The organism is Mesorhizobium onobrychidis, from assembly GCF_024707545.1.
In the GTDB taxonomy this organism is placed as follows: domain Bacteria; phylum Pseudomonadota; class Alphaproteobacteria; order Rhizobiales; family Rhizobiaceae; genus Mesorhizobium; species Mesorhizobium onobrychidis.
On the sequence record NZ_CP062229.1, the window covers coordinates 4,021,677 to 4,039,580 of the forward strand.

Annotated in this window: 15 protein-coding genes; 5 read left to right on the top strand and 10 right to left on the bottom strand. The window is 63.2% G+C overall.

The window, feature by feature from the left end:
* Positions 1-432: 432 nt before the first annotated feature.
* From rpmG to IHQ72_RS20025, 8 genes are all read right to left on the bottom strand, one after another.
* The gene (gene rpmG / locus IHQ72_RS19990) at positions 433-600 is read right to left on the bottom strand and encodes a 50S ribosomal protein L33 (protein ID WP_006201775.1); all 168 of its coding nucleotides are present in this window, start codon (positions 598-600) and stop codon (positions 433-435) included.
* 327 nt (positions 601-927) lie between these two features.
* A complete protein-coding gene (locus IHQ72_RS19995; protein ID WP_258116724.1) occupies positions 928-1,383 on the bottom strand; it encodes a YqfO family protein in 456 nt (151 codons plus the stop codon).
* Between the two features lie 104 nt (positions 1,384-1,487).
* On the bottom strand, positions 1,488-2,663 hold the full coding sequence (locus tag IHQ72_RS20000) for an MFS transporter (RefSeq protein WP_258116725.1): 1,176 nt from the start codon (positions 2,661-2,663) through the stop codon (positions 1,488-1,490).
* Positions 2,664-2,684: 21 nt separating this feature from the next.
* On the bottom strand, positions 2,685-3,419 hold the full coding sequence (locus tag IHQ72_RS20005) for an NUDIX hydrolase (protein WP_258116727.1): 735 nt from the start codon (positions 3,417-3,419) through the stop codon (positions 2,685-2,687).
* Between the two features lie 73 nt (positions 3,420-3,492).
* Positions 3,493-3,927 (bottom strand): DUF983 domain-containing protein, encoded by a 435-nt coding sequence (locus IHQ72_RS20010; RefSeq protein WP_258116729.1) that lies wholly within the window; start codon positions 3,925-3,927, stop codon positions 3,493-3,495.
* Between the two features lie 17 nt (positions 3,928-3,944).
* Positions 3,945-6,251 carry a ribonuclease R gene (gene rnr / locus IHQ72_RS20015; protein WP_374120260.1) on the bottom strand — a complete coding sequence of 769 codons (2,307 nt, stop codon included), beginning with the start codon at positions 6,249-6,251 and terminating at the stop codon, positions 3,945-3,947.
* Between the two features lie 6 nt (positions 6,252-6,257).
* Positions 6,258-8,903, bottom strand: coding sequence for a type I DNA topoisomerase (topA, locus tag IHQ72_RS20020; protein ID WP_258116731.1), 2,646 nt, complete (start codon positions 8,901-8,903; stop codon positions 6,258-6,260).
* Between the two features lie 453 nt (positions 8,904-9,356).
* Entirely contained in the window at positions 9,357-9,734 is a 378-nt protein-coding gene (locus tag IHQ72_RS20025) for a COG4315 family predicted lipoprotein (RefSeq protein WP_258116733.1), read from the bottom strand.
* 175 nt (positions 9,735-9,909) lie between these two features.
* On the opposite strand from IHQ72_RS20025, the gene IHQ72_RS20030 reads away from it, so the two are divergent.
* Both IHQ72_RS20030 and glmU read left to right on the top strand, forming a co-directional pair.
* Positions 9,910-10,656 carry a cytochrome c biogenesis CcdA family protein gene (locus tag IHQ72_RS20030; protein ID WP_258123887.1) on the top strand — a complete coding sequence of 249 codons (747 nt, stop codon included), beginning with the start codon at positions 9,910-9,912 and terminating at the stop codon, positions 10,654-10,656.
* Between the two features lie 163 nt (positions 10,657-10,819).
* Positions 10,820-12,184, top strand: coding sequence for a bifunctional UDP-N-acetylglucosamine diphosphorylase/glucosamine-1-phosphate N-acetyltransferase GlmU (gene glmU / locus IHQ72_RS20035; RefSeq protein ID WP_258116735.1), 1,365 nt, complete (start codon positions 10,820-10,822; stop codon positions 12,182-12,184).
* A gap of 10 nt (positions 12,185-12,194) precedes the next feature.
* On the opposite strand, the gene IHQ72_RS20040 is transcribed toward glmU, so the two are convergent.
* On the bottom strand, positions 12,195-12,569 hold the full coding sequence (locus IHQ72_RS20040) for an ADP-ribosylation/crystallin J1 (RefSeq protein ID WP_258116737.1): 375 nt from the start codon (positions 12,567-12,569) through the stop codon (positions 12,195-12,197).
* 228 nt (positions 12,570-12,797) lie between these two features.
* Here IHQ72_RS20040 and glmS point away from each other — a divergent pair, with 228 nt between their 5' ends.
* Positions 12,798-14,621: a glutamine--fructose-6-phosphate transaminase (isomerizing) gene (gene glmS / locus IHQ72_RS20045; RefSeq protein WP_258116739.1), complete on the top strand. Its 1,824-nt coding sequence runs from the start codon at positions 12,798-12,800 to the stop codon at positions 14,619-14,621.
* 80 nt (positions 14,622-14,701) lie between these two features.
* Positions 14,702-15,460: a DUF502 domain-containing protein gene (locus tag IHQ72_RS20050; RefSeq protein ID WP_258116740.1), complete on the top strand. Its 759-nt coding sequence runs from the start codon at positions 14,702-14,704 to the stop codon at positions 15,458-15,460.
* Here IHQ72_RS20050 and recG read toward each other — a convergent pair.
* Positions 15,412-17,520, bottom strand: a complete 2,109-nt coding sequence (gene recG / locus IHQ72_RS20055) for an ATP-dependent DNA helicase RecG (protein ID WP_258116741.1) — start codon at positions 17,518-17,520, stop codon at positions 15,412-15,414. The two genes, IHQ72_RS20050 and recG, sit on opposite strands and share 49 nt — an antisense overlap.
* Positions 17,521-17,612: 92 nt before the next feature.
* Between recG and IHQ72_RS20060 the strand changes: the two genes are divergently transcribed.
* Positions 17,613-17,900 (top strand): FAD assembly factor SdhE, encoded by a 288-nt coding sequence (locus tag IHQ72_RS20060; protein WP_258123888.1) that lies wholly within the window; start codon positions 17,613-17,615, stop codon positions 17,898-17,900.
* Positions 17,901-17,904: the final 4 nt, after the last annotated feature.

The window sequence follows — 17,904 nt, forward strand, 5'->3', positions numbered from 1 at the left end:
CGACTTGAATCTCAACAGACCTCAGTTCAGAGGCAGGCGCCGACGCCTGATTATCCAGTCAGTGCGAAAGGGTTACGAATTTACCTTAACGCAAGCGATTCGCCGGCTTGGTTAAGAAATTGTTGATTTTCACGGGCTGTTGCGCAAATGTGCAGACCAATGACGGAACCGGCGCGAGGGTAGATCGCCGGGTCGATCCGAAGAATACCCCATGATTCAGGTCCGCCGCATCTCCTGGGTCCGTGGGGTCGGCCGGCCGGCGCTGGCACATAGTGGCCTCCTCGTACCGCTGCCAAACGCCGACCGGCCCCCATTCTCAAAATGACATCAAGACTCTGCGCCAAGCATTGGAAATTTTGGACTTTTCGAGGCCTTGAAAACGAAAACGCCGCCCACAGGGGCGGCGTTTCGGCTTTAAAGCAGGAAACCAGATTACTTGATCTTGGTTTCCTTGAACTCGACGTGCTTCTTGGCGACCGGATCGTATTTGCGGAACGACAGCTTGTCCGTCTTGGTGCGGCTGTTCTTGCTGGTCACGTAGAAGAAACCGGTGTCGGCGGTCGACAGAAGCTTGATCTTGATGTTTGCGGCTTTGGCCATTGTATCAGTCCGTTATGTTCGTGGAGTTTTGGCCGCTGGAGCACGGGGAAACACCCGGACGCGGGAAACTTGCCGCGACACATAAAGAACACGCCCGGAAAGTCAACCCCGTGAGGCTGCCTCTTCCTTCTCCCCGTGTGGGAGAAGGTGGATCGGCGCGTAGCGCCCAGACGGTTGAGGGGTGCTGGACGGAGTGCCGGCAGTGTCAAGCTGGAACACCCCTGATCCGACCGAGCTTCGCTCGGCCACCTTCTCCCACAAGGGGAGAAGGAAAGGCCCGCTGCTGTCGCAAGCACCGGAGCCAGTCGGCAGCGGAACTGTCCGATTCTATGCCTCTTCCTTAACTGGAGCCGCCTTCTTCCAGTCTCCCGTGGTGTTCCACCAGCGGTTCAAGTTGGAGCGGTCGTCCAACCCCTTGGAGCGGCTGGCAAGGATCGGCTGGATGCGGATCACCGGCTCCTGATAGCTGTGGGCCTGGAATATCGCTTCGACAATGCGGGCGGCCAGCGCTTGATCGTCGGGCAGCTCAAACGACACTTCCACCGTACCCTGCCGTCGTCGCAATTCCGTCTCGGCGCCGGCGGCCGCGCCTTCGAGCGGCCGGTAGCGCTCGATGCCATGCGCCGACTGGTAGGCATTGCTGTCGTATTTGCCCATGGTCAGCGGGGCGATCGCAACCACCGATTCCATGATGCGGTCGACATCGCCGACCGGTGCTTGAAAGGTCACAAGCAGCAGCAATTCCATCCGCACCGATTTCGTTTCGAACCCGGAGTCGATCATGATGGCATCCTCAAATTCGTGGCGTGTTGCTGACAATCTATCCAAGTACTGCTGACACGGTTATGTCAGCAGCCTCGCGCCACATGAGGCATCGATCGGTCTTTCTACAGGATTTTTCGGACGAGCCTCGCGCCGACCAGCGCGATATAGAAGGCGAAGAACATGCCGAGCGCCCAGCCGAAGCCCGAGGGTCCGAAAAGGTCCATGCCGATGCCGATCGCCTGCGGGCCGAGCACCATGCCGACACCGTAGCAGAGCACGAAGGCAGCGTTGGCCGAGGCCAGGTCGTGGCCGGAAAGCTGCGAGCCGAGATGGGCCAGCCCGATCGTGTACATGGCCGCGACCACGCCGCCCCAGACGAACAGAAGCGCCGCCATCAGGTGCCAATTCTGCGCGAAGTGCGGCATGAAGATGGTGCCGGCAAGGCCGATGGTTGCACAAGCCAGAAGCAGATAGCGGCGGTCGCTGACACGGTCGCTGATCATGCCGAGCGGGATCTGCAACAGCACGTTGCCGAGGCCGATCATGGTGAGCAGGAGGGCGGCGTTGGCCTCGGAGTAGCCGATGCGATTGCCATAAACCGGGAACAGCGCAAAGCCGCCGGTCTCGACCGCACCGAACACCAACACCGCGGCGGTCGCCGTCGGCACCAACCAGATGTAGCGCAGGAAGTTACTGGTTTCGCCATTGGAGACGATCGTCGGGCTCTCGTTGCGTGCCGCCAGAACTGGAATGGCGGCCAGCGTCACCAGCGCCATGATGACGCCGAAGGGCAGGAAGCCGGTGCTGCCGAGATGGGCGAACAGCCACGGACCGGCGGCAAAGCCGAGCGACAGCACGGTGGCGTAGATGCCGAGGACAAGGCCGCGCCGGTGAGGCGGCGCCGATGTGCTGATCCAGAATTCCGACAGGATGAACAGCACCGTCAGGGCGATGTGCAGCAGGACGCGCAGCGGAAACCACATCCAGAAGTCCGGCGCGAAGTGGAAGCCGACAAAGGCCAGCACTCCCGTGGCGATCATGGCGAGCATCGTCCGGGCGACGCCGAACCGCATGGCGAGCGGGGTGGCGAGCGGTGCGCCGACGATCGAGGCGAGGCCGGCGACAGCGGTGTTGAAGCCGATCATCGACGCCGAATGGCCGCGGGTTTCGAGGATGACGCTGAGCAGCGGCATGCCGAGGCCGATGGCGATGCCGACGACGCTGATCGACGAGATCGCCGCGATCATCGGCAGCCAATGTACGCGTTCCTCGACGTCTTGCTGGGTATCGACTGTCATGGGATGTGAATGCTCTATGCTCTACAGAATTTCGCGAACGAAGCGATTGCCGACAAGCCGGTAGAACGGCACGGAACCACCGGGGCGCAGCAGCGGATCATCGACGAGCCGCTTTTCCAGCTCCTCGAGGATAGCCCTGGTGATGTCGGGAATATCGGCCTGCCCGGCCTTGGCGAGCGGCAGCCAGACAAGTTCTTCCAACTCGTTGGTCGGACCGCCGTCCGGCAGCTCCACGGCGACATCTTCGCGCCAGGCGCTGAAGAAGCGCGTATCGAAGCGCCGCACCCGGTTTGGCGGCGTGATGGCGCGCGCGATAAAGCGCAGCGCTTCCAGAGAGGGCCTTACGCCGTGCTCGGCAAAACCCTGCCAATCGCGTTTGGTCGTCGCGAAGGCACCTTTCCGGCCGATCAGCAGGCCGGCCTCCTCATAGGTCTCGCGGATCGCCGACAGGGCAATGGCGCGGGCGCGCGTCCGGCTGGTGCGGCCGACGCCGGCGGTCAGCCTAGCTTCTTCCTCAGGGTGCAGCGCGGTGGCGACGGGAATTCGGCTGTCGGCCGGATCGGTGCGGCCGCCGGGAAAGACGAATTTCCCCGGCATGAAGGCGTGACGAGCGTGACGCCGGCCCATCAGCACCAGGAACTCGTCGCCCTTGCGGTCGAGCAGGATCAGCGTCGCGGCGTCGCGCGGGCGTATAGGCTTGGCGTCGAGCGCGATCCGCTCAGCCTTGTCGACTTCCGCCTTGGTCATAACGTCCATGCGCACGACCTAGCGGAATCTTCTCCGATGCGAAAGTGGCGTCCAGCCATGCCGATTTGCGCCAGCCTCGGTTTCAAGCCTCGGGATGCGACTCGATCAGATCTTCTTCCCCGCCGAAGCCATGCATATAGAACGCCCATTGCAGGCCGATGACGGCGCCCTTGACCGGCTGCAGCAAGACGACCGCCAGGAGGATGGTCAGCGGCACCCAGATCGCGATGTGCTGCCAGGTGGACAGGCTGGAGGTCGCTTCGACGCCCATGAAGGCGCCGAGCACGATGTGACCGACGATGACCACCACCAGATAGGCCGGCAGATCGTCGGCGCGGTGGTGGTGAAGCTCCTCGCCGCAATGATCGCATTTATCGACGGTCTTGACGAAGGCGCGAAACAGCTTTCCCTCGCCGCAATGCGGGCAGCGGCCAAGCGCGCCACGCTTGATCGCCGTCCACAGCGGGCGGGCGATCCGGCCCGAGTGATGTTCGCCGCCGAAAACCTGTTGATTCATTTTCAAATCGCTTGGCATTACCGTCTCCTGCCGCGCGAGCCTGGACGCGATTGCGACGCACGGGCGCGGTCTTTGGCCTTGTGAAACGACCGTTTGGAGCCGGGCAGCGGCTTCGGGTCGGTCAGCATCTCGAAACGCATCGCGCCGGCCATAGGCGCCACCTCGATCAGGCGAACCTCGACGCGGTCGGCAAGCTGGTAGCCCTTGCCAGTGCGTTCTCCGAAAAGCGATCGGGCAGTTTCGTCGTATATGTAGTAATCGCCCTCCAGGCTTGACACCGGGATGAAACCATCTGCGCCATACTGCGGCAATTGGACAAATAGTCCCGATTTGGTGACGCCCGAAATGCGCGCATCGAAACGATCGTCGACACGCTCGGCGAGATAGGCGGCGATCAGCCGGTCGACCGTATCGCGCTCGGCAGCCATGGCGCGGCGCTCGGTGGCTGAGATCAGCGCAGAAACTTCTTCCAGCCGCTCCGCCTCATCCTGCGTCAGTCCGCCCGCACCGAAGCCGAGCGCGGCAATCAGCCCGCGATGCACGATCAGGTCGGCATATCTGCGGATCGGCGAGGTAAAATGCGCGTAGCGTTTCAGATTGAGGCCGAAATGGCCGATGTTGCTGGGCGAATATTCGGCCTGCATCTGCGTGCGCAGCACCACCTCGTTGACCAGTCCCTCATGGTCGGCGCCGCGGACGCGATCCAGAATCCCGTTGAACTGGTTCGGTCGCATCTGCGCCCCGCGTGCCAGCGACAGGCCAAGCGTCTGCAGGAATTCGCGCAGCGATTCCTGCTTGGCGAGCGAAGGCGCGTCATGGATGCGGTAGACCAGCGCCTGCCGTTTCGCCTCCAGCGTCTCGGCGGCCGCGACATTGGCCTGGATCATGAATTCTTCGATCAGCTTGTGCGCATCGAGCCGCTCCGGCACGACGACGCGGTCGACAGTGCCGTCCTCCTTGAGCAGGATTTTACGCTCAGGCAGTTCAAGCTCGAGCGGCTGGCGCGTCTCACGGCCGCGCTTCACGACGGCGTAGGCGTCCCACAGCGGCTTCAGCACCGTGCCGAGGATCGGGCCGGTCTTGTCGTCCGGCGCGCCGTCGATCGCGGCCTGCGCCTGCGGATAGGCGAGTTTCGCCGCCGACTTCATCATGATGCGGTGGAACGAATGCCTGAGCTTGCGGCCATCGGCCGAGAAAGTCATGCGGACGGCCAGCGCCGGGCGGTCCTGGCCTTCGCGCAGCGAACAAAGGTCGTTGGAGATGCGCTCCGGCAGCATCGGCACGACGCGATCCGGGAAATAGACCGAATTGCCGCGCTTCAGCGCCTCGCGGTCGAGCGCGGTGCCATAGTGCACATAAGCGGCGACATCGGCAATCGCCACGGTGACGACCACGCCGCCGGGGTTCTTTTCGTCCGGATCCGATATGGCGAACACCGCATCGTCATGGTCCTTGGCGTCGGCCGGATCGATGGTGACCAGCGGCAGCTCGCGCCAGTCCTCGCGGCCGGCCAGCGTCGCCGGTTTGACCGCCGCCGCCTCGGCAATGACGTCTGCCGGGAAAATATGCGGAATGTCATGCGCGTGGATGGCGATCATCGAGACCGCCTTTTCGCTGGTCAGCGAACCGAGCACCGCCAGCACCTTGGCTCTGGGCAGTCCATAGCGGGAGGCCCGTGCCGGCTCGACCTCGACCAGATCGCCATTCTTGGCGCCGTTCTGGAATTCCTTGTCGACGATCAGCTCCGGCTGGCGTCTTTCGACAGGCTCGATGCGGAAGGTACCGTCCTGCAGCACGCGGAAGACGCCGAGAACGGCATCGGTGCGCTTCTCGAATATCTTCATCACCCGCCCGGTATAGGCAGGGCCAGTCACATCGTCGGTCGGAAAGGTCTTGGCCAGCACGCGGTCGCCGATGCCCGGTGTCGGGCCGCCGCCGCCGCGCGACACGCGGATCGCTATGACAGGCGGCTCGCCGTTGCCCACGGCCTCGGTTGGGTGCGCCAGCAGCACGCCGTCGGCGTCGCGGCCAAAGATGTCGAGCACGGCGACATGGGCCAGGGCGCCGACACGAGCGAGCCGCTTGCGCTCCTTGGTCAGCAGCCCTTCTTCCTGCAGGTCGCGCAAAATGTCCTTCAGCCAGATACGGTCCTCGCCGCGCAGCGCAAACGCCTTGGCGATGTCGCGTTTGCCGGAGCGATCCGGGTTTTCGGCGATGTAGCGCAGAATTTCGTCGCGGGACGGGCGGTAGTTGTCTTTGACCTTGGCCCTGGTGTCGGCGGTGCGCAGATCGCCATGACTTCTTCCGGATACCCTGCGCGCCACGATGCACTATCCCTTTTTGTTGGCCACTTTCTTGGCCGCCGGTTTTTGGGCCGCCGGTTTTTTTTTGGCCGCCGCAGGCTTTTTGGCAGGTGCGGCCGCTTTGCGGAAGGGCTTTCTGCCGCCGTTGCCACCCTTGGCTTCCTTCTCGGCAATCAGCGCCACCGCGTCCTCGATTGTCACCGACTGCGGGTCCTTGCCCTTCGGCAGCGTCGCATTGACCTTGCCGAAATTAACATAAGGCCCGTATTTGCCGTCACGCACGACGATCTTGCCGCCGCCCGCCGGATGCTCGCCAAGCTCCTTCAAGGCGGCGGGCGTGCCGCCATTGCGGCCGCCCGGGCCCCTCAACTGCTTCTCGGCGATGACCGACACGGCGCGGTTGAGACCGATCGAGAACACGTCCTCGATGTTGTCGAGATTGGCGTAGGTGCCGTCGTGCAGCACGAACGGACCGTAGCGCCCCAGCCCGGCCGAGATCATCTTGCCGGATTCCGGATGCTTGCCGACGTCGCGCGGCAGCGACAGCAAGGCGAGAGCCTTTTCGTGGTCGATCGAATCGACTGTCCAGCCCTTGGGCAGGCTGGAGCGCTTGGCTTCCTTGCCGTCGCCGCGCTGGATATAAGGGCCGAAACGACCGCTGCGCAGCGTGATTTCCTCCGCCGTGTAGGGGTCCTTGCCAAGCACCTTGGTGCCGTCTTCGCCATTGGCGTTTTCGCCATTGGGGTTGGCGGCGTCGCCGAGCTGGCGGGTGAAGGAGCATTCGGGATAGTTCGAGCAGCCGACGAAGGCGCCGAACTTGCCGAGCTTCAGCGACAGGTTGCCGGTGCCGCATTTCGGGCAGATGCGGGGGTTCGAACCGTCTTCTCGTGCGGGGAACACCAGCGGCGCCAGTTCCTCGTTGAGTGCGTCGAGCACGTCGGTGACACGCAATTCCTTGATGTCGGCGACGGCGCCGGAAAAATCCTTCCAGAAATCGCGCAGCACATCCTTCCAGGCGAGCTTGCCGTCGGAAATTTCGTCGAGCTTTTCCTCGAGCGAGGCGGTGAAATCATACTCGACATAGCGCTCGAAGAAGCTTTCGAGGAAGGCCGACAACAGCCGGCCCTTGGCCTGCGGCAACAGCTTGCGCTTGTCCAGGGTGACGTAGTCGCGATCCTCCAGCGTCTTCAGGATCGCCGTGTAGGTCGACGGCCGGCCGATGCCGAGCTCTTCCAGCTTCTTGATCAGCGAGGCTTCCGAATAGCGCGGCGGCGGTTCGGTGGTGTGCTGGGTGGCGTTGATCGCCTCGCGGTCGAGTTGTTCGCCGGCACGGATCTCGGGCAGACGGCGGTCTTCCTCGACTTCCGAATCCTCGTCCTTCTGGTCGGTATAGGCGGCAATGAAGCCGTCGAAGCGAACGACCGAACCGACGGCGCGAAGCTCCGCTGTGCGGGCGCCGTTGACCGCCTCGATCTCGACCGTGGTGCGCTCGATCTCGGCTGGCTGCATCTGGCTGGCAATGGCGCGTTTCCACACAATCTCGTAAAGCCGCGCCTGGTCGGCATCGAGATATTGCCTGACCGAAGCGGGCGTGCGCATGAAATCGGTCGGGCGAATCGCTTCGTGCGCTTCCTGGGCGTTCTTGGCCTTGGTCGTGTAGTAGCGCGGCTTTTCAGGCAGGTATTTGGGGCCGAACTCTTTTGCGATCGCGTCGCGCGCGGCTGATATCGCCTCGGGCGCCATCTGCACGCCGTCGGTTCGCATATAGGTGATCAGGCCGGTGGTCTCGCCGCCGATGTCCATGCCTTCATAGAGCCGCTGCGCCACCTGCATGGTGCGGCTTGCCGAAAAACCGAGACGCGAGGAGGCGGCCTGCTGCAGCGTCGAGGTGGTGAAGGGCGGACCTGGATTGCGCTTGGTCGGCTTGGCTTCGACCGACAGCGCCTTGAAGGTCGCGCCTTCCAGCATCGCCTTGATGTCGTCGGCCTGCGCCTTGTTCGAAATGTCGAGCTTTTGCAGCTTTTTGCGGTCGAAGGCGGTCAGCCGCGCTTCGAAATTTTCCTTGCGCGGCGTGCCGAGAATGGCGGCGACCTGCCAGTATTCCTCGCGGATGAAGCGCTCGATCTCCAATTCGCGGTCGCAGACGAGGCGCAGTGCCACCGACTGGACGCGGCCGGCGGAGCGGGCGCCGGGCAGCTTGCGCCACAGGACGGGCGACAGCGTGAAGCCGACGAGATAGTCGAGCGCGCGGCGAGCGAGATAGGCGTCGACCAGCGGCGCATCGATCTGACGCGGATTGGCCATCGCTTCCAGCACCGACGATTTGGTGATGGCGTTGAAGACGACGCGGCTGACCGGCTTGTCCTTCAGCGCTCGCTTCTGCTTCAGCACTTCCAGGACATGCCAGGAAATGGCTTCGCCTTCGCGATCCGGATCGGTGGCGAGGATCAGGCCGTCGGCGTCCTTGACCGCCTTGGCGATGTCGGCAAGACGTTTGCTCGAGGCGGTGTCGACAGCCCAGGACATGGCAAAATCCTCGTCCGGACGGACCGAGCCATCCTTGGCCGGCAGATCGCGGACGTGACCGAACGAGGCCAGGACCTTGTAGTTCTTTCCGAGGTACTTGTTGATTGTCTTCGCTTTGGCCGGCGATTCGACGACGACGACGTCCATGAGGTCTCATATCAGCTGTGGTGCGGCAGAAGAATTCCGCTGCGCGCGACGAAATCTCGTACAATTGTCGCTCACATGGCCGCGCTTTTGCATCCGGTCAAGGGGAAGCGCCCAAAATGCAGTCCTGCATTGAGCGCGCAACCCAAGGGTGCGTCACGTGATATCCGCAATCCCAGATAGAGGGAGCGACTGCCCTATCGTTGGACAAGCCGGCAATGAATCCGGGAGAACGGGACAAAATCCTCCGCGGATATAAGAGAAACATCGATCATGCGCCAGCCCTGGCTGAAGAGACGTCCGGCATGATGCGACGCTGGCGCGGCAAGTGGGCTCATGCCCGGCAGGACGGTGCAAGTATGTGACGCGCAAGAAAACTGGCCGTCGGGGTCCCTGGAGGAATGCCCAGCGACCAGCCGATTTCCCGCCGGTCAAGGCGAGGATCCAGGTTCGGGGCTAGTCGGCCTTGGCGATATGCCAGACCTCGCCGACGCCGTCGCCGGTCACATCGCCGGCCTTCTTGTCCTTGATGAATGTGTAGAGCGGCTTGCCCTCATAAGCCCACATCTTGGTGCCGTCGGTGCGGTCGACGATTGTCCATTCGCCCTCGGCCTTGGCGTCGGCCTCAGCCTTCAGCGGCGGCCAATTGGTGGCGCATTTGTCGTAGCAGTTCGATTTGCCCTTCTCGTCCTTGTCGTAGGTGTAAAGGGTCATGCCGTCGGCATCGGTGTAGATCTTGGTGCCGCCAACATCGGCTTCCTTCCACGCCTCGGCGGCATAGGAGGCGGTGGTGCCGAGCAAAAGCACCGCCAACCCAACTGTGATCGATTTCATGAGGTTTCTCCCTGATATGATCGAGAAGCGCGCGGAAAGTCACGGCCTCGTTGCATCAACGCGCCTGGTGTGTCGTTTCTTCCGCGATGCGAGGCGGCAACTTGCCACGCAATGGTGATTGGCGGACAAGCCCGCGCGCCGCTATATCGGCGCCGATACAGTTGGAGTTCGGGAATTGGCATTGGATATCGGCTATGTCAGCGCGATCGGGGCGGGAGCGATCTCGTTCCTTTCGCCTTGCGTGCTGCCGCTGGTGCCGCCCTACCTCTGCTACATGGCCGGCGTGTCGGTCGATGATTTCCGCGGCAATGCCGGCGTCACGGCCAAGGCCGAGGCACGCGGCGCGCTGCTCTATGCTTCGATTGCCTTCGTTCTCGGCTTCTCCACCGTCTTCGTGGCTTTAGGCGCCGGCGCCTCCACCATCGGCCGGCTGCTGCGCGTCTGGCAGGAGCCGCTGGCGATGGCCGCCGGCGTGCTCATCATCCTGATGGGGCTGAACTTTCTCGGCATATTGCGCATCCCGCTGCTGTCGCGCGAGGCGCGCTTCCAGTCGCAGGGCAAGCCGGCCAGTATCGTTGCCGCCTATGTCATGGGACTGGCCTTCGCCTTCGGCTGGACGCCTTGCATCGGACCGGTGCTGGGACCGATCCTGACGCTGGCCGGCGGCCGCGAGACGGTGGGCGAGGGCGCGCTGCTGCTCGCCGCCTATTCGCTCGGCCTCGGCATACCGTTCCTGATCGCGGCGCTGTTTTCCGGCGCCTTCATGCGCTTTCTCTCGAAATTCCGCGTCCATCTCGGCCGGGTCGAAAAGGCCATGGGCGCGCTGCTGGTCGTCGCCGGCGTGTTTTTCCTGACGGGGGGCGTGCAGGCCGCGTCCTACTGGCTGCTGGAGAATTTCCCGGTGCTGGGGCAGTTGGGATAGGTGTTTGCTGCCCATAAAGCCGGAACGTGCGCCCAAGACTGACTGCGGACCCGCTGACCTGGACTGCTCCGCCACCTCACCGGAATTTAACCGCATTGGTGCAGCAAGGCGCCAATGCTAGACATGCCTTGATTCCCAACCCTTATCATATGGTTTCCATTTCATGAGCCAGAGAACCTGCCTGTCCGTCATCCTCGCCGCCGGCGAAGGCACGCGCATGAAAAGCGCTGTGCCAAAAGTGCTGCACCCGATCGCCGGCCTGCCGATGGTCGCCCATGTCGTCAAGGCTGCCGAAGCCGCAGGCAGCGGCGATCTGGCGCTGGTCATCGGCCATGGCGCTGACGAGATGCGCAAGGCAACGCAAAAGTTCGCGCCGAAGGCGGAGACCTTCGTCCAGGACAAGCAGCTCGGCACGGCGCATGCCGTTCTGGCGGCTCGCGATGCGATATCAAAGGGTTACGATGACGTCCTGGTGATGTTCGGCGATACGCCGCTGATCGATCCGGAGGTGCTGACCGCTGCGCGCCGGAAGCTGGCCGAAGGCGCTGCCGTCGTCGTGGTCGGCTTCCGCACGTCAAATCCTTCCGGCTATGGCCGCTTGATCGAAAAGGGCGGCAAGCTCATCGCCATCCGCGAGGAAAAGGACTGCACCGACGAGGAGAAGAAAATCACCTTCTGCAACGGCGGTCTGATGGCGGTTGCCGGCAAGCATGCGCTGCAACTGCTCGACCAAGTCGGCAACAACAACGCCAAGGGCGAATATTATCTCACCGACATCGTTGAGATCGCGGGCGGGCAGGGCCTTGACGTCATCGCCGCAGAAGCCGGCTTCGAGAATGTGCTCGGCATCAACAACCGTGCCGAACTTGCCGCGGCGGAAGGCATCTGGCAGACACGCCGGCGGCGTGAGGCCATGCTCTCCGGCGTCACGCTGATCGCGCCGGAAACCGTGTTCTTTTCTTACGACACCGAGATCGGCGCCGACACGATCGTCGAACCCAATGTCTGGTTCGGACCGGGCGTGAAGATCGCCACGGCCGCCAAGATCCATGCCTTCAGCCATATTGAAGGCGCCACCATCGCCTCGGGCTGCGATGTCGGCCCGTACGCGCGGCTGCGGCCCGGAGCCGATTTGAGACAGAAGGCCAAGGTCGGTAATTTCTGCGAGGTCAAGCAGGCGACGGTCGAGGAAGGTGCCAAGGTCAACCACCTGACCTATATCGGCGATGCCCGCGTCGGCGCCGGCGCCAACATCGGCGCTGGAACCATCACCTGCAATTATGACGGCTATTCGAAGTTCTTCACCGACATCGGCGAAGGCGCCTTCGTCGGCTCGAATTCCTCGCTGGTGGCGCCTGTTACAATCGGTAAGGGCGGCTACATCGCTTCGGGCAGCGTGATCACCGAAAGCGTGCCCGACGATGCGCTGGCCTTCGGCCGCGCCCGCCAGAGGACGCTGGCCGGCAAGGGCAGGGAATTGCGCGAACGTTTTGCTTCGGCCGCGGCGGCGAAGAAGGCCGGTGGATGATCATTCGGCGTTAGCCGGCAAGGTTCGCATCTCTGCCGAAAGCAGCCGTCACCTCGATCCTGCCGACAATTGCCCTGTTGAATTCGGGAAGGTCTTCGGCAGGGATCCAGTACTCCAGATGTGCCTTGCTACCGGCATGTTCGACCTGGTACCGGTCGAGAAAGCTCTTCAAAACGTCAAACCGGGTAACGAAGCCCGAGCCGCTGGCCGGTACGTTCCAGTCACGCGCGATCTGCACGGCATAGGCTTCAGACAGAACGGGGTAGAAAATGGGTTGCTCGGGAAGGCGCGGCGGAAACGCCCGCATGCCCGACTTCTCGATCAGTTTCAGCTCTTTAGGCCCAACCGGACGCCAAAGCGTCACGGTGTCGAGTCGTTTGTTCATGACCGCATCATATCTTTGATGGATTTCAGGAACCACCGAGGCGAGGTAGGATGCGTGCTCGGAGAAACTGAGCGATTGCGGTAACCGGATTGCAAGCGCGTCCTGTCTTGGTGCATCTGTGCAAGATCGTTCCGGCTGATACGGAACGAAACGCAATGTGATTTTCGCGGCAGCCCGGCCAACCCTAAATGGCGCTGGGATTTCATGCCGGAATCGGGGCAAACGTCTATGTGCGGTATCGTCGGAATTGTCAGCCACTCGCCGGTCGCGCCGCTCATCGTGGATGCGCTGAAAAGGCTCGAATATCGCGGCTATGATTCAGCCGGCGTCGCCACCGTCGAGCACGGCAAGCTTGCGCGCCGGCGCGCCGAGGGCAAGCTGATCAATCTCGAACGCCGGCTGAAGGACGAACCGCTCGACGGCATGATCGGCATCGGCCACACGCGCTGGGCGACGCATGGTGTGCCCAACGAGACCAATGCGCATCCGCATTTTTCCGACGGCGTCGCCATCGTCCATAACGGCATCATCGAGAATTTCGCCGAATTGCGCGACGAGCTGATGCGCGACGGCTACACATTTTCATCGCAGACCGACACGGAGGTCGTCGCACATCTGGTGGGGCGCGAACTGGCCAGGGGCCTGAAGCCGGTCGAGGCCGCGCACCAGGCGCTGAAGCGGCTGGAAGGCGCCTTTGCGCTGGCCATCATGTTCAAAGGCGACGAGGATCTCATCGTCGGTGCACGCAACGGCCCGCCGCTGGCGGTCGGCCATGGCGATGGCGAGATGTTTCTGGGCTCCGACGCCATCGCGCTTGCCCCCTTCACCAATTCGATCACCTATCTGGAGGATGGCGACTGGGCGGTGGTGCGCCGCAACGACGTCGGCATCTTCGACATGGACGGCAACAAGGTCGACCGCAAGCGCCAGCAGTCGCTCAGCACCAGCTTCATGGTCGACAAGGGCAACCGGCGCCATTTCATGGAGAAGGAAATCCATGAACAGCCCGAGGTGATCTCGCACACGCTGGCGCATTATGTGGATTTTGTTGGCGGCGTCTCGAAGCCGCTCGACCTGCCGTTCAATTTCGCTGAGATCAATCGGTTGGCGATTTCGGCCTGCGGCACCGCCTATCTGGCTGGCCTGATCAGCAAATACTGGTTCGAGCGCTATGCGCGGCTGCCGGTCGACATCGATGTTGCTTCGGAATTCCGCTACCGCGAGATGCCGCTGTCGAAGACAGACGCCGCCTTCTTCATCTCGCAATCGGGCGAGACCGCCGACACGCTGGCCTCGCTGCGCTATTGCCGCAAGGCGGGGATGAAGATCGGCGCGGTCGTCAATGTCCGCGAATCGACGATGGCGCGCGAGTCCGACGTCATCCTGCCGACGCTGGCCGGGCCGGAGATCGGCGTCGCCTCGACCAAGGCCTTCACCTGTCAATTGTCGGTGCTGGCGTCGCTTGCCGTGCGGGCCGGCGTGGCGCGCGGAACGATTTCGCGCGAGCAGGAAACGACGCTGGTCCGCCAACTGTCGGAAGCGCCCCGCTACGCCAACCAGGTCCTGAAGCTCGACGGCCAGATCGAAAAGGTTGCGCGCGACCTCTCGCACTACAAGAACGTGCTCTATCTCGGCCGCGACACCAATTTCCCGCTGGCCATGGAAGGCGCGCTGAAGCTCAAGGAAATCTCCTATATCCATGCCGAGGGCTATGCCGCCGGCGAACTGAAGCACGGGCCGATCGCGCTGATCGACGAGAATATGCCGGTCATCGTTATTGCCCCGCATGACCGCATCTTTGAAAAGACCGTGTCGAACATGCAGGAAGTGGCGGCGCGCGGCGGCAAGATCATCCTGATCACCGACAGCAAGGGTGCCGCGCACGCCACGGTGAAGACGATGGAGACGATCGTGCTGCCGGACGTGCCGGAAATCATCTCGCCGATCATCTACGCGCTGCCGATCCAGATGCTGGCCTATTTCACCGCGGTGTTCATGGGCACCGACGTCGACCAGCCGCGCAACCTGGCGAAATCGGTGACTGTGGAATAGGGCATCGTTTAAAAATTTCGCAGTTCCAAAGCCGAATGCGGTTCACTAATGTTGCGCCGCAATCAGCGCAGCGGTGAACCATGTCCGATGCTCCCAAGACCTCAGGCATGACCCGGCTGCGGAATTATTTCCTGACGGGCTTCGTCGTCTGCGCGCCGCTGGCGATCACCGCCTACATCGCCTGGTCGTTCATCGGCTGGGTCGATTCCTGGGTGAAACCCTATATTCCGGCGCGCTACAACCCCGATAGCTATTTGCCGGCGCCGGTTCCGGGTTTTGGCCTGATCGTCGCCTTGATCCTGATCACCCTGATCGGTTTCCTGACCGCCAATATCGTCGGCCGCGCCATCGTCTTGTTTGGTGAGCGCCTGCTCGGCCGCATGCCGCTGGTGCGCGGCATCTACGGCTCGCTGAAGCAGATCTTCGAGACCGTGCTGTCGAACAAGGGAGACATGTTTCGCCAGGTCGGGCTGGTCGAATACCCGCGCAAGGGCGTCTGGTCGCTGGTCTTCGTCGCCAGCGAGAAGGAAACCGAGATCAACCAGAAGCTCGACCAGGAAGGCAACCCGCTGATCGCGGTGTTCATGCCGTGCACGCCCAACCCGACCACCGGCTTCCTGATGTATGTGCCGAAATCCGATGTCGTGCTGCTCGACATGACGATCGAGGACGGGGCCAAGCTGATCGTCTCGGCCGGGCTGGTGGCACCGGAGGTCAAGACGAAAATGGTGACGTTGAACGGCAAGCCGATCGGCGTGCAGATCGCCAATCCGCCGGTGGGTGCCGGGCCTCAGCCGGCGCGCAAGAGCCGCACCGCCTCGTCGCGGCCGAACAAATAAAGCAGCATGCGAAGGGCGGCGCCGCGTTCGGATTGCAGCTCCGGATCGCGCGACAGGATCAGCCGTGCGTCGTCGCGGGCGGCTTCGAGCAGGTCGGCATGCGCCTCGATGCGCGCCACCTGGAAGCCCGGCGTGCCGGACTGGCGGGTGCCCAGCAGCTCGCCTTCGCCGCGCAGCTTCAGATCCTCCTCGGCGATGCGGAAGCCGTCCTCGGTCTCGCGCATCACCGACAGCCGGCGCGTTGCCGTCTCGCCGAGCGGATCCTTGTAGAGCAGCACGCAGGAGGACGGTTTTTCGCCGCGCCCGACCCGGCCGCGCAACTGGTGCAGCTGGGCGAGGCCGAAGCGCTCGGCATGCTCGATGACCATGATCGTCGCATCCGGCACATCGACACCGACCTCGATGACCGTGGTGGCGATCAGGATGCGTGTCTCGCCGGCCTTGAAGGCGCGCATCGCCTCGTCCTTTTCGGCGCCCTTCATGCGTCCGTGCACCAGGCCGATTTGGTCGCCGAACAGCTGATACAGTGAGGCAAAACGGTCCTCCGCCGACATCAGCTTGATCTCTTCGGACTCCTCGACCAGTGGACAGATCCAGTAGATCTTCTGGCCATCGGCGACGGCGTCGCGCATGCGGCCGACCAGTTCGTCAAGCCGCTCGAGCGGCAGGGTGACGGTGCGGATCGGCTGGCGACCAGCTGGCTTTTCGGTCAGCTTAGACACGTCCATGTCGCCGAAGGCGGTCAACACCAGCGTGCGCGGGATCGGCGTCGCCGTCATCACCAGGATGTCGGGCGCATCGCCCTTGGCGGTGATGGCAAGCCGCTGGTGGACGCCGAAACGGTGCTGTTCGTCGATGACGGCGAGGACGAGGTCGTGGAACGTCACCGTTTCCTGGAACAGGGCGTGGGTGCCGACGACGATGTCGATCTCGCCATTGGCCAGACCGGCCAGCGTGTCGGTGCGCTCGCGGCCCTTTTCGCGGCCGGTGAGGATAGCAACGCGCAGGCCCGCCTGTTCCGCCAAAGGTGCAATCGTCGCAAGATGCTGGCGCGCCAGGATTTCGGTCGGCGCCATCAACGCCGCCTGGCCGCCGGCCTCGACGGCGCGTGCCATGGCGAGCAGCGCGACAACCGTCTTGCCGGAGCCGACATCTCCCTGCAGCAGGCGCAGCATGCGTTCGGGGTCACCGAGATCGGTGTTGACCTCGGCTAGGGCGAATTCCTGGCTGGCAGTCAGTGAATAGGGCAGGGCTTTGCGCAGTTTGTCGACGATGCGGCCGTCGCCAATGAGCGGCCTGCCGGACAAGCGGCGGACTTTTGCCCGCACCAGCGCCAGCGACACCTGGCCTGCCAGAAACTCGTCATAGGCAAGACGCCGCCAGGCCGCGCCGTCGACGGACACGTCGATCGGGTCGGCGGGATTGTGGATGCGGGCGAGCGCATCGCCGAAGGCAGGAAAGGTCTGGCGGCGCAGAAACTCGCCATCCTGCCATTCCGGCAGCACCGGCAAGCGAGCGAGCGCCTGGCCGATTGCCCGGCGCAGCACTTTTCCCGAGAGCCCGGCGGTGAGCGGATAGACCGGCTCGACCAGCGGCAGGTTTTCCGCCTCACTGGCCAACGCGATGTGGTCGGGATGAACCATAGTCGGGCGGCCATTGAACCATTCCATGCGCCCGGAGACCACGACATGCTCGCCCTCGGGCATCGCCTTTTCAAGATAGGCGGCGTGCGCATGGAAAAAGGTCAGCGCAATCTCGCCGGTGTCGTCATGAGCGTAAACCCGGTACGGCACCGATCTGTTGCCGCGCGGGGGCGGCTGGTGGCGGTCGATGCGCACTTCGAGGGTGACGATCGCGCCTTCGGCCGAACCGGCGATACCCGGCCGGTTGCGGCGGTCGATCACCGTGTGGGGCAGCACGAACAGAAGATCGCCGGCGCGCGCCGCGCGATCGCCGAGATCGGCCGGCACGACCTTTTCGATCAGCGCGCCAACCTTCGGCCCGACGCCGGCAAGCGAAATGATCGGGACAAACAGCGGATCGAGGAGGGAAGGGCGCATGATGTCAGCTTATGTCGCGACAGCCGCAGCGCAAGGCTGACACCGCCCTCTATCCACGCTATATGCGCCGCTTCAGGCAAGGATGCGGCACGATGACCGGAACGAGACGATCAAGCGAGGGGCTCGACGCCCGCCGCCGCAAGCTTCTGTTTCGGTCCTGGCATCGCGGCATGCGCGAAATGGACCTCATTCTCGGCAGTTTCGCAGACGCCGAGATCGGCGCCTTGACCGGCGACGAACTCGACCAATATGAGAGGCTCCTCGACATTCCCGATACCGAATTCCTGCCCGTGGTCACCGGCGAGCGCCCGGTTCCCGCAAATATCGATTGTGCCGTCCTGCAAAAGATCCTGGCATCGCGCCAGGCGATGACATTCTGAATAC